Genomic DNA, 13,355 nt, shown 5'->3' with positions numbered 1-13,355 from the left:
CCCGGGGTCGGGCCTGTCAGTACCTGTCAGTATCGGAGATATGCGAAGGAGCGGCCAGCCGGAAAGGGGTTGCGACGGACCGTCGGCTACGGCGGCGGATGAAGCAGGCCAACCTTGACGTCATCCCAGTCGAGCACGGGATCGCCGGGATCGCGCAGCCGCTCCTCGGCGACCGCCAGGTCGTCGAAATCTTCCAGATATCCAGATATCGCTCCAGGGCGTGGCGAACGACATGCGCCCGGCTTCGCCTCAGCGTTGATGCCGCGGCGTCCAGGGCTTCGACCATCGCATGGGGGACGCGCACCGTGATCTGCCGCCTGCGCGTCCCCGCCAACCAGTTCGGTCGTCTCGACATCATCCGTCACCCGACCTCAATCACCGCGCCAGCCTCCGGATCATCCAGCCGCTGACGCACGTGCCGGAGCGTCTCTGCGTAGAATCGCCCAAGCTCGTCCTCCCTTTCCCGGACGTCGCTCAACATGACGCCAAGGTAGATGATCGGGCCGGGCTGGTCCGTGGCCGCGAAGAACTGCGGTTGGATGATCCCGGCGGAAACGATCCGGTCGTACTCGTGGAGCGATTCCTGAAGGGCGTACGTGAGGGAGAGCGTGGATAGAATCGGCAAATCGAAATGCCGCACGGCTTCGGTTACGCTGGCGAGCTCCCACGCGGTACTCCTCAACGGCGTGAGCCCGAGTCCGTCGGGCAGTGCTCCGCTGATCGACATGCTCTGGCGTTCGCCTCCTTCGGCAGCCCGCTGATTCTCGACGAGCCCCGGCAGGATCCGGTCGTGATATGCCATGCGACGGTCGAGGGTTACCGTGTTCTCGGCGATTTCTGCGGCCAGGGCGTAGAGCGTCTCGTTGACGAGCCGGCGGTGGTCGATGTTCGTCATCCATTGATCGAAGCCCAGGGCAACCAGAACTCCGAACACGATCACCACGAACTCGAGCGCAAGGCGGCCGAAGGGGATGCGATGGGTCGCGCGACCTCCGCGCCTTGTGCGATCACTTGTGCGATCACTTGTGCGATCAGTGGAGTCGAGCAGGTTGTCTTCCGGCATTAATCCTCGCTGTCTGCGGTACGACTTTCGCTAGAGAATGGTGGCGCCGAGGGCGGAGGCGACGAGGCCGACCCCGAGTTCGGCTGTCTGGTTGCGGTCGTCGAGGACCGGGTTGAGTTCGACGAGCTCCAGGCTGAGGAGCCGGCCGGAGCGGGACGCCTTCTCGCACACGAGGTGCCCTTCCCTGTAGGTCAGTCCCCCGCGAACCGGGGTCCCCACGCCCGGAGCGATCCGCGGATCGAGCGCGTCGAGGTCGAAGGAGAGGTGGTAGCCGCGGGTCCCGGCATTGGCGCGCTCCAGCGCCTCGTCCATGCACGGCGCGACGCCGCGTTCGTCGATCTCGGACATCGTGAACACGCGGAGGCCCAGCTCGCGGATGAGCCGCTTCTCGCCGGCATCCAGCGACCGCGCGCCGAGGACGCTCGCGTTCTCCGGGCTGACGCTTGCCCGGCCTAGCGTCAGCCGCGGCTCCCCGTGTCCCAGCAGGACGGCGAGCGACATCCCGTGGATGTTGCCGCTGGGCGTGGTGTGGGGGCGGTTCATGTCGGCGTGCGCGTCGACCCAGATGAGGCCGATGGACGCTCCCTGCGGGCGGTAGTGGTCGGCGACCGCCGCCACGGAGCCGATCGAGAGCGAGTGGTCGCCACCCAGGACGAGCGGCGTGCAGCCCCGGTCCAACCCCTGCCCCACGAGGGTGCGGGTGCCCTCCGCGACGTGGGCGACCTCGTCCAGAAAACGCAGCTCGCTCTCGCCGGCCTCGCTGGTCTCCAGCCCGCCGGCGGTCAGCGTGCCGAGTTCGGTGACCCTGTGCCCGACGGCTTCGATCTCCCGGCTGATTCCCGCGATGCGAAGGGCGGAGGGGCCCATGTCCACGCCCCGGCGCCCGGCCCCGAGGTCGATGGAGACGGAGATCAGCGCGATGTCCCGATGGTTGCCCAAGAATCGTTTCCTTTTGTTGGTGACGATTACGGTTGGTGGCGATTACGAGCCGACACTACTATACCGCTCGTACGTACGATCATCCGGTCCACAGCATTCACAGCATAAGGGTCCAAACCGCAATCCCGTCGAACGGAGTCGATGTATGCTGTCGTTCCACTGTCGCCGCTGGGCGGCCACGCTGCTCCTGCTCGTACCGGTTTCCGTCCTCCCGGCCCAGGCCCAGGAGGAGGAGGAGAAGAAGGATCCCGACCGGGGTCTTCCCCTCGAACCGGCGCGCTGGGCCCGCTTCACGACGAACGAGGGGACCTGGATCTCGCTCGATGTGAGTCCGGACGGCCAGACGCTCGTCTTCGACCTCCTGGGCGACCTCTACCGGATGCCCATGACGGGCGGCGAGGCGACGCGGCTCACGAGCGGCCTGCCGCACGACATGCAGCCGCGCTTCAGTCCGGACGGGTCGCGGATCGTCTTCGTCTCGGACCGCAGCGGCGACGAGAACGTGTGGCTCATGGACGCGGAGGGGGGCGAGCCGACGCAGCTCAGCAAGGGGATCGGGAGCGTCTTCCTCTCGCCGGAGTGGATGCCGGACGGCAAGTACGTCGTCGTCTCGCGCTCGCGGGCGTTCTTCGGCCTCGAGAAGCTCTGGCTCTATCACGTGGACGGCGGCACCGGCCTCGAGATGGTCGGCGGAAGCGGGGCGCAGCGCATGCTGGGCGCGGCGGTGGACGCCGAGGGGCGCTACATCTGGTACGCGCAACGCCTCGGCACCTGGCAGTACAACGCGATCTTCCCGCAGTACCAGCTCTGGGTCTACGACCGCCGGACGGGAACCCGGACGCCGATGACGAGCCGGTACGGCTCCGCGTTCCGCCCCGCCCTCTCGCCCGACGGCGAATGGCTCGCCTACGCCACCCGCGAGGACACCGAGACGGGGATCCGGCTGCGCGAACTCGACTCGGGCGAGGAACGGTGGCTCGCCTACCCGGTGCAGCGGGACGACCAGGAATCGACGGCCACCATGGACGTGCTGCCGGGCTACTCGTTCACGCCCGACTCGGAGGCGATCGTCGTCTCTTACGGGGGCGGGATCTGGCGCGTGCCCGTTGACGGGAGCGAGCCGGCCGAGATCCCGTTCACGGTCAACGCGGAGGTCGCGGTCGGCCCGGAAGTTGATTTCGAGTATCCGATCGAGGACACCCCGACCTTCGTCGTGAAGCAGATCCGCAGCACCCGGCCGTCGCCGGACGGGACGCGCGTGGCGTTCACCGCGCTGGACCGGCTCTACGTCGCGGACGTGGCGGACGGGACTCCCCGCCGCCTCACCGGCGACGACGTGGGAGAGTATCACCCGGTGTGGTCGCCGGACGGAGGGTCCGTCGCGTACGTGACGTGGGACGACGACACCGGCGAAGGCCACATCCGCCGCGTGTCCGCGGACGGCGGCGCGAGCACGAACCTCACCCGGGAACCGGCCTACTATCAGCAACCCGCCTGGTCTCCCGACGGCGGGCGCATCGTGGCCATTCGCTCCTCGCGGCGGAACGTGCAGGAGGCCGTCGACCCCTTCATCGGATTCGGGCTGGACTCGGAGTTCGTCTGGATCCCGGCGGACGGCGGCGAACTCAGCCGCATCGGGCCGACGGGCGGACGCCGGCAGCCGCACTTCACGGCGGACCCGGACCGCATCTACTACTACGGTCTGGCGCGGGCCGACGCGGTGCCCGGGTCGCCCATCCCGCCCATCGCGACGACCGCGCTCTCATCCGCGCGCTGGGACGACACGGACCGGCGGCAGCACCTGGCGGTCACGTCGCGGGCGAACCTCGACGCGGGCGGCGTCCCGTCGCGGGCCGGGCGGTACGACCGCTCTCCCCGGTCGGACCTGCCCATGCCGCCGACGTTCGACCACGACGAGCCGCGCGAACTCATCCTCCGACTGGGGGCCGGGTCGGTCGTCATGGCGCCGCAGGGCGACCTCGCGCTGGCGCACATCGGCGATGACCTGTACGCGGTCACGGTGCCGGATCTCGGCGCCACGCTCCCGCGAATCGACGTCGCGAAACCGGACTCGGCGGGCGTTCCCGCCTGGAAGCTCAACGAACTCGGGGCCGAATTCCCCGTGTGGGGGGCGGACGGGCGCACGATCCACTGGTCGCTGGGCAACGCCCTGTTCACCTACGATCTGGACGCGGCCCTCGCCGACACGGCCTACGCGCCGGCGGAACAGCAGATCGAAGTGACGGCCGAGCGCGACATTCCGCGCGGCACCGTGGTCCTGCGGGGGGGGCGCGCGATCACCATGAACGGCGACGAGATCGTGGAGAACGCCGACATCGTCGTCACCGACAACCGGATCGCGTCGGTGCGGGCGGGGCCCGGCGAGATCCCCGAGGGCGCGCAGGTCGTCGACATCAGCGGCAAGACCGTCGTGCCCGGGTTCGTGGACACGCACGCCCACATGTGGAACCTGTGGGACTTCCACTGGGCGCGGCCCTGGATCTACCAGGCCAACCTCGCCTACGGGGTGACGACGACCCGCGACCCGCAGACGGCGACCACCGACGTGCTCTCCTACGAGGACATGGTGCGGGCGGGCCGGATGGTGGGGCCGCGCGTCTACCACACGGGCCCCGGCGTGTTCCAGTTCGACTTCATCCGCAGCTACGAGCACGCGCTCGATGTCCTGCGGAAGTACAGCCGGTACTACGACACGAAGACGTTCAAGATGTACATGTCGGGCAACCGGCGTCAGCGTCAGTGGCTCATCATGGCGGCGCGCGAACTCGGGCTCATGCCCACGACCGAGGGCGGCCTCGAGTACCGCCTGAACATGACGCACGCGATGGACGGATATCCGGGGATCGAGCACTCCATGCCGGTCGTTCCGGCGTACAACGACGTCGTCGAACTGTTCGCGACGTCGGGTACGGTGAACTCCCCCACCCTCCTCGTCTCCTACGGGGGACCGTGGGCGGAGAACTACTTCTACACGCGCTGGGACATCTTCGGCGATGAGAAGCTGACCCACTTCACGCCGAAGCGGGAACTCGACATCAAGGCCCGGCGTCTGGGGCTGTTCACCGGACCGGGGCCGGGCGGCTGGTTCGCCGAGGAGGAGTACGCCTTTCCGAAGCACGCGGCGTGGCTCGCGGACCTCGTGGAGGGCGGCGGGAACACCGGGGTCGGCAGCCACGGCCAGTTGCAGGGACTCGGCTATCACTGGGAGCTGTGGGCGCTCCAGAGCGGCGGCATGGACGAGCACGACGCGCTGCGCGCCGCGACGCTCATGGGGGCCGACGCGATCGGCCTCAGCGGCGACCTGGGCTCCATCGAACCGGGCAAGCTCGCGGATCTCGTGATCCTCGACGCGGACCCGCTCGCGAACATCCGCAACACAAACACGATCGACAAGGTGATGATGAACGGGCGACTCTACGATGGCGACACGCTCGATGAGCTGTGGCCAAGGCAACGGGCGGCCCCGAACGAACCGTGGAGGGATACCGCGCCCGCCGTAACGACCAGTGTAGGCGCCGGCTCCCGGGGAGGTGACCGATGAGCCCCCGCGGGAGGCTGGCCGAGAAGTTGGCACGGAGGGGCCGGGCGGCGGCGCTCGCCGCGCTCGTGGCTTCGGCGGCCGCCGCGCCGGCGGCGGCCCAGGTGATGATGGGCCCCGGCGGGCCCGGAGGCCGGCAGCCGCTGCCGTTGCGGAGCGCTCGCACGGCGAGCTTCACGGCGACGGAAGGCACCTGGATTTCGCTCGACGTGAGTCCCGACGGGACGACGATCGTGTTCGACCTGCTGGGCGATCTGTACACGATGCCGATCGAGGGCGGCGAGGCGTCGCCCCTCCTCACGGGGATGGCCTACGAGACGCAGCCCCGCTTCAGCCCGGACGGCGAGTCGGTGGCCTTCATCTCCGACCGCAGCGGGGGCGATGCGCTGTGGAAGATGCGCCTCGACCTCACGGACACGACCCGCGTGGCCGGAGGCGGGTCCAGCCTCATGCTGTCGCCCGAATGGAGCCCGGACGGCGTCTACATCGTGGCCAGCCGCTCGAACGGGCTGGGCGGCGTCGCGTCCCTCGCGATGTACCACGCCGAGCGCGGGTCTCCCCTGCCGCTGCCGGGATCGTCTTTCCTCAAGCGGATCGGCGCGGCGTTCAGCCCGGACGGGCGCTACGTGTGGTACGCCGGGGGCTTCGGGGACTGGACGTACAACGCGGTGCTGCCCCTCTACCAGCTCTACCGCTACGACCGCGAGACGGGCGCCACGACGACCATGACCAACCGCTACGGGTCGGCGTTCCGGCCGGCGATCTCGCCCGACGGCCGCTGGCTCGTGTACGGCACGCGCTACAACGCGGATACGGGCCTCCGGAAGCGCGACCTCGAAACGGGAGAGGAGAGCTGGCTCGCCTATCCGGTGCAGCGGGACGAGCAGGAGTCGCGGGCGCCGCTCGATGTCATGCCGGGCTACGCCTTCCTGCCGGACGGCTCGGCGATCGTGATCTCGTATGGCGGCAAGATCTGGAACGTCCCCATGGACGGGGGCGAGGCGACGGAGATCCCGTTCGAGGCGGAGGTCGAACTCGATGTCGGCCCGCAGGTGAAGTTCGAGTACCAGATCGACACCACGGCAATGGTCACGGCGAGCCAGATCCGGAGTCCGGTCGTCGGCCCGGGCGGTGGCCAGTTGGTGTTCACGGCCTTCGACCGCCTCTGGATCCGCGATCTGCCCGACGGCGAGCCGCGGCGTCTCACCGAGGGCGACGCGGGCGAGTTCCATCCCCAGTGGTCGCCGGACGGCCGCTGGATCGCCTACACGACCTGGGACGACTCCGACGGCGGCCACATCATGAAGGTCGCGGTGGAAGACGGCGAACCGATTCGGCTCTCGGCCACGGCGGCCCTCTATTACAACGTCGCCTGGTCCCCCGACGGCGAGCGGATCGTCGCCTCGCGAGGCGCCGCCCGGCAGCTCAAGGAAGCGGCCGGGGCCTTCTTCGGCCCCATCGGCGGCGAGTTCGTGTGGGTGCCGACAGCGGGACCGGAGCCGGCGGAGGCGGAGGTCATCTCACCCACGGGACTCCGCGACGTGCCGCACTTCGCGGCGGACGATCTGGACCGGATCTACGCGTACAGCCCGGTCGAGGGGCTGGTGTCCTTCCGCTGGGACGGGACGGACGTGAAGCGCCATCTGATCGTGCGCGGGCGGCAGGGCATCGCCGGCATCGGCGACCCGCACCCGAACGAGTGGGAGTTCCTGCCGCGACGCGTCTTCCCCTGGCGACAGGGTCCCGACCCCACGGACCCGAACCCGCCCGCGGAGCCGGGCGGACCGCAGCCGGCCGGCCTGATCGTGCTGTCTCCGGCGGGCGACCGCGCCTTCGTGCAGTTCGGACGGGACCTCTTCGTGGCGGACCTGGCCGAAGTCGGCGACACCCCGCCGACGATCACGCTGTTCCGGGTGGACGACGCCCCGGTGCCGGTGCGCAAGGTCACGGACGTGGGCGGTGAGTTCGCCTCGTGGGCGCCCGACGGCGGCGCCCTGCACTGGGCCTTGGGGAACGTGCTGTTCACGTACGACCTGGACCGCGTCGAGGCGGACGAAGAGGAGGAGGAAGCCACCGCCCACGCGCGCGCCCTCCTGCGCGTCAGGGCGGCGGCGGTCACCGACACCCTCAAGGAAAAGCGCGCCGAGGCGGACAGCCTCGAGAACGCCGACGAGGAGGTACCGGAGGAGCTGGAGGACGAGATCACCCGACTCCAGGCCGACTCCGTGCAAGTCGAGGCGGACTCGTTGCTGGCCCGCGCCGACTCGATCCGGCAGGCGGCGGAGGAGGTGGCCGCGAAATCGGCCGCGGTGCGGGCGGGCGACGAGGAGGTCCTCGCCGACACGACGGAGACGTACGAGGCGCACGAGCGCCGGATCGAGGCGCAGCTGCCGCGGGACGTCCCGCGCGGCACGGTGGCGCTCACCGGCGGGCGGATCATCACCATGACCGAGGTTCCGGACGAGACGGCGGCGGATACTACGGGGGCGCCTGCGGACACGGCGGGCGCGGCCCCGGACGATCCGGCGGAGACGCCGTCGGAAGCCGCGGAGGGCGCGGCCGAAGCCGCGGAGGAGGAGGAGGACACCCCCGCGGAGCCGCCGGAACCCGCCATGAAACCGCACATCATCGAGGACGGCGTGGTACTCGTGACGGACAATCGCATCGTCGCCGTGGGCCCCGCCGACTCGGTCGAGGTCCCGGACAGCGCCACCGTCATCGACGTGAGCGGAAAGACGCTCGTCCCCGGCTTCATCGACACCCACTACCACGCGCAGTGGCTTGTGCCGGAGATCCATCCGGAGGAGGTGTGGCAGTACCTCGCGACGCTCTCCTACGGCGTCACCACGACGCGCGATCCGCAGACCGCGACGACCGACATCCTCAGCTACACGGACCGGGTGCGGACCGGCGGCATGACCGGGCCGCGCATCTATTCGACGGGACCCGGCGTGTTCGCGGGCGAGAACCTCCGCGACGCGGACCACGCGAAGACCATCCTGCGGCGCTACGCGGAGTACTTCGACACGAAGACGCTCAAGATGTACATGACGGGCAACCGCCAGCAGCGTCAGTGGATCATCCAGGCGGCGCGCGACCTCGAACTCATGCCCACGACGGAGGGCGGGCTCGACTACAAGATCGACATCACGCATGCGATCGACGGATACCCCGGCATCGAGCACAATCTCCCGATCGCGCCCATCTACTCGGACGTGGTCGAACTGTTCAAGACGTCGGAGACGACGAACAGCCCGACCCTGCTCGTCTCGTACGGCGGCCCGTTCGGCGAGAACTACTTCTACACGCACGAGGACGTGCTCGGGGACGAGAAGCTCGCGACGTTCGTGCCCAAGGCGAACATCGACGCGCGGGCCCGGCGGCGCGGGCCCGGCGCCGGGGGGAGTCCCGGAGAAGGCGGCTGGTTCCTGGAGGAAGAGTATGTCTTCCCGCGTCACGGCGAGTTCGTGAAGAAGATGCTCGAGGCGGACGCCCGCATGGCCGTGGGGAGCCACGGGCAGATCCAGGGCGTCGGCTACCACTGGGAGTTGTGGGCGATGGCGGCCGGCGGCGCGTCGAACTTCGACATGCTGAGGGCCGCGACGATCCTCGGCGCCGAGGCGATCGGGTTCGGGGATCAGCTCGGAAGCATCGAGGAGGGGAAATTCGCGGACATCGTCGTCCTCAACTCGAACCCGCTCGACGAACTGCGCAACACCGTCGACATCCGCTATGTGATGAAGGACGGACGGCTGTATGACGGGATGACGCTCGACGAGATCTACCCGGAGGCGCGACCGCTCGAGAGGGAGCGGCCGGCGGAGGAGAACGCCGCCGGCGCCGCCGCGGGGATCCGCGGGAACTAGCGGGGGGCCCGCCAAACGACCTGAAGCGGCCGCGTCCGGCGATCGGGCGCGGCCGCTTCGGCGCATATAGCGGTTCAGCGCAGGCCGTTCAGCGCATGAAGCAGGGGGTCGCGTCGGCAGCGGCCCAGGGGTGAACGATCCGGAGGACGAGCCCGCCGGCGCCGTCGTCCTGCCACTGGACCTGCAACCCCTTGAGCCCCCGCTGGGCTCCGGCCTCCGGGTCGCCGATGGGGAAGACCTCGTACGGACCCGCGATGGTCTCGGTCCGGGCGGAGAACAGGAAGTCGCGCAGCGCGGCGCGATCGGGTTCGCCCGCTCCGGAGATCGCCTGATCGAGGCCTTCGGCCACGAGTTCCACCGCCGCAAAGCCGCCGGCCGCGTGGTAGCCCGGTGTCCTTCCGTGCGCCGCCTCGTAGCGACGGACGAAAGTCTCGTTGTCCGCGATGAACCCGCCCGTCCGGATGGCCGGATGCCACGGCGCGTTGCCGGCGACGCAGCGCGCGGCCGGTCCCACCGCGTCGACGAACTGCGGCTGACCGGGCCCGAGGAGCAGACTCATGAGGACCGGCCTGTAGCCCACGGCGGGCGCCGCGATGGCAAAGCCGGCGGCGTCGGCAGTATAGCCCCCGCCGATGAAGAGGTCCGCGCCGGCGTCCCGTGCCGCGGCGGCGATCGCCTCGTGGTCGGCCGCTCCGACCTCATAGGATCGATCCAGCACGACCTCCAGCCCATGACGCCCGGCCGCTTCCCGTACGCCCTCGATCACCGATGCCGGGAACGAGGTGTTCTCGTACACGATGGCGACGGTCCGTGCGCCGCCGAACACGGACACCTCCACGGAACCCCGCAGGTAGGTCGGTCCCGGAGTCTGGGACTGCACGCTCCATTGCCGCTGCCGCTCGGACCAGATCGAGGGCGCCGCCGCCATGGGCGCCACCATCGGCACCCCCGCGGCCTCGGTGACGGCGAGGACGGCTTCCGTGATCGGGCTGCTGAACGGTCCCAGCAGGGCATCGACGGTGCCGGACGCGATGAGTTCGGCGTACAGGCGCGCGCTCGCCTGGGCATCGCTCCCGTCGTCACGAATCTCCAGTTGCACCGGCCGGCCGCGAATCCCGCCGTTCTCGTTGAGGATCTCGACGGCGAGACGATACCCGCGGGCGACTTCGATCCCTTCCGGACCGTGCCGCCCGCTCTCGGCGACGGCCGCCGCCAGCGTGATCGATCCTCCCTCGTCCGGCGGCGGCCCGGTGGGGTCCGTCGGGTCGTCCACGCAGCCGGCCACGACCAGAGCCAGCGTCAGGACCAAGACACCCAGCCCAATGTTGGCTGCTCGACGCGCACGATACGTGTAGCTCATGAGTAATCGCCTCGACCCGGAAGGAATCCCGCCCCCACGCCCTTCGCGAACCTGGGGTCCCAGCAGCACCCGGTGACAAAATCCCGCTGTGGCAAGCCGGCACCCACCCGCCCGAAAACGCTCTTTTCTTCATTGTCCTCCTCCCGTCTCGCCCACTCGGTCCGCGAGTGCCTCGCCCGCCTCTGCGTCCGCCACCTTCGCACGGGCAGCGGCCCGGAGCCAGTCCGCGTAGACCATTTGCATCTCTGGAGACAAGGCATCGGGGTCCGCGGGATGTTCCCTCCCGTCAGACACGGCCAGCCATGCAACCCGTGTCCGGGTCGGCCTCCAGCGCGAGCTTCATTCTGAAGTCAGCGGCTTCGGCTGCATCCAGCCCTTGCATCGCGAGGCCAACCCACCACGAACGGCGTTCCGGTCTAGCCGCAAGATAGCACAGCCAGATCGCTCGGTACGTCGCGTCCGACCGTGCCATCGTCTTCCGTGTCCCCGCCATCGAATCCTCATCGTTTCGTCGGGCTCACCGTCAACGAAGAAGGCTCAGAGCGCCGCTTACGCGCTCTCGGCCAGCGCTTCAAGGTCGGGGTTGCCAAGTCTTTTGAAGCCTGTTTCGGCGATGGTGGGACCTGTCAGCTCCGCTGCAACACCACCTCGCCATCCTCTAACCCGCACCACTCCCGGGCGCGACGGTAGAGCGGTGCGAAACCTTCGAGACTGAACCGATAGAGCCGTCCCAACGCCCGAACGTGTACGACGTCGGACGTGAGTAGGTTGTCCACGAAGGCGCGGTGCAGGCCCCGATCCTCGGTTGCGCGGAAACCGGCATCCACGATGATTCCGTGACGTTCCATAGGCTTGGAGTCGAATCGTACTTCCACGGAATCAGCCCGGCCGAAGACTAGGAGCTTGCGCCGTAGAAGCCGATGGTGCGGCGCGGTTCGGCTGGCTATGGTGATGCCGTGCTGTGACGGGTTCACGTTCGGCGCGGGGAGTTGGCGATGAGTGCGAGGTCTCTACCGTACGATCCGGAGAGGATGAGGACGAGGTTCCGTCCGTACGATCCGGACCAGCAGTTGCTGCTGCCTCAGGATCTTCGTGAGTGGGTGCCGGCGGGGCACTTGGCGCATCATGTGAGCGATCTGGTGGACGCGGCGGACCTGTCGGCTTTCTACGCGCGTTACGAGGGGGACGGGCGGCGGCGGAGTCCGTACGATCCGCGGATGATGGTGAAGGTGCTGGTGTACGGGTACGCGACGGGGGTGTTTTCGTCTCGGAAGCTGGCGCGGAAGCTGGAGGAGGACGTGCCGCTCAGGATGCTGGCGGCGGGGAACTTTCCGGCGCACCGGACGCTGTGCGAGTTCCGGAAGAGGAACCTGAAGGCGTTCGGTGCGTTGTTCGCGGAGGTGGTGCTTCTGGCGCGGGAACTGGGTCTGGCGGGGTTGGGCCGGGTGGCGGTGGACGGGACGAAGGTTCGGGCGAACGCGAGCAAGCGGAAGGCGATGAGCTACGGGCGGATGGGTCCGGAGGAGGCGCGCCTGGAGGCGGAGATCGCGGAGTTGCTGGCGCGTGCGGAGGCGGCCGACGCGGAGGAGGACGAGCGGCACGGGGAGGACGTTCGGGGCGACGAGCTGCCGAAGGAGTTGAAGCGGCGGGAGGACCGGCTGGCGGCGATCCGGGCGGCGCAGGCTCGTCTGGAGGCGGAGGCCCGCGAGCGCGACGACGCGCGGGGCCGGGAGCCGGAGTGGGATCGCAACCCGAAGGGGGGGAGTCCGTACAAGCTGGACTACGGGGAGCCGGAGGCGGACTCGCAGACGAACTTCACGGATCCGGAGAGCCGGATCATGCGGACGAGCACGGAGGGCTACCAGCAGTGCTACAACGCGCAGGCGGTGGTCGACGGCGAGAGCCAGCTGGTGTTGGGGGCGGAGGTGACCGACAACGCGAGCGACCAGGGGCAGTTGGTGGAACGGGTTGACGAGGTGTCCGGGCGGTTGGGGGAGACGCCGGGCGAGGTGCTGGCCGACGCGGGCTACTCGAACGAGGAGGACCTGGCGGCTCTGGATGCGCGGGGGATCGACGGCTACGTGGCGCTGGGCCGGGAGGGCGGGGCGGCCGCGGAGCCCGACCCGGAGACGTGCCCGGCGAGGGCGCGCATGGCGAAGAGGCTGAAGACTCCGGAGGGCCGGGCGGTGTACGCGAAGCGCAAGTGGATCGCGGAGGCTCCCATCGGGTGGATCAAGGAGGCGATGGGGTTCCGGCGGTTCAGCATGAGGGGCCTGGAGAACGTGCGCGGCGAGTGGGATCTCGTGTGTCTGGCGCTCAACGTGCGGCGCCTCCACATCCTTCGGGCCGCGTGAGGGGCCGGAAACCCGTGTCGGGCGTTCCCCGGGGCACAAGAAGGGGTCCGCGACCCCGCCCGAACGCCGCCCGCCGGGCCGTCTCCCCGCCAACAACGCGTTCCCGCCCGGAAAACGACCGATACTTCGGCTCGCGGGACCCCGCGGGCGGCATCCGATCGCTTCCGCCGCGCTCCTGCGGCGCAGGCTCCTAGGTAAACACTATCCGAGGTCG

Annotated in this window: 7 protein-coding genes; 3 read left to right on the top strand and 4 right to left on the bottom strand. The window is 69.3% G+C overall.

The window, feature by feature from the left end:
* Positions 1-16: 16 nt before the first annotated feature.
* The 3 genes from ACOGXI_RS17590 to rocF form a co-directional block, all read right to left on the bottom strand.
* A complete protein-coding gene (locus ACOGXI_RS17590; protein WP_419940239.1) occupies positions 17-286 on the bottom strand; it encodes a hypothetical protein in 270 nt (89 codons plus the stop codon).
* 75 nt (positions 287-361) lie between these two features.
* Positions 362-1,063 (bottom strand): hypothetical protein, encoded by a 702-nt coding sequence (locus ACOGXI_RS17585; protein WP_419940104.1) that lies wholly within the window; start codon positions 1,061-1,063, stop codon positions 362-364.
* Between the two features lie 30 nt (positions 1,064-1,093).
* Positions 1,094-2,002, bottom strand: a complete 909-nt coding sequence (gene rocF, locus ACOGXI_RS17580; protein WP_419940103.1) for an arginase — start codon at positions 2,000-2,002, stop codon at positions 1,094-1,096.
* 145 nt (positions 2,003-2,147) lie between these two features.
* On the opposite strand from rocF, the gene ACOGXI_RS17575 reads away from it, so the two are divergent.
* Both ACOGXI_RS17575 and ACOGXI_RS17570 read left to right on the top strand, forming a co-directional pair.
* Positions 2,148-5,564 (top strand): amidohydrolase family protein, encoded by a 3,417-nt coding sequence (locus ACOGXI_RS17575; protein WP_419940102.1) that lies wholly within the window; start codon positions 2,148-2,150, stop codon positions 5,562-5,564.
* Complete coding sequence (locus ACOGXI_RS17570; protein WP_419940101.1) at positions 5,561-9,427, top strand: amidohydrolase family protein; 3,867 nt, start codon at positions 5,561-5,563, stop codon at positions 9,425-9,427. The genes ACOGXI_RS17575 and ACOGXI_RS17570 overlap by 4 nt, the downstream gene beginning before the upstream one ends.
* Positions 9,428-9,515: 88 nt before the next feature.
* Here the strand turns inward: ACOGXI_RS17570 and ACOGXI_RS17565 are convergent, their stop codons facing one another.
* On the bottom strand, positions 9,516-10,787 hold the full coding sequence (locus ACOGXI_RS17565; RefSeq protein ID WP_419940100.1) for an amino acid ABC transporter substrate-binding protein: 1,272 nt from the start codon (positions 10,785-10,787) through the stop codon (positions 9,516-9,518).
* A gap of 1,031 nt (positions 10,788-11,818) precedes the next feature.
* Here ACOGXI_RS17565 and ACOGXI_RS17560 point away from each other — a divergent pair.
* A complete protein-coding gene (locus ACOGXI_RS17560) occupies positions 11,819-13,141 on the top strand; it encodes an IS1182 family transposase (RefSeq protein WP_419937292.1) in 1,323 nt (440 codons plus the stop codon).
* Positions 13,142-13,355: the final 214 nt, after the last annotated feature.

The sequence above is a fragment of the Candidatus Palauibacter sp. genome (assembly GCF_965208055.1).
Classification (GTDB): domain Bacteria; phylum Gemmatimonadota; class Gemmatimonadetes; order Palauibacterales; family Palauibacteraceae; genus Palauibacter.
This window is presented reverse-complemented; position numbering and strand designations above follow the sequence as displayed.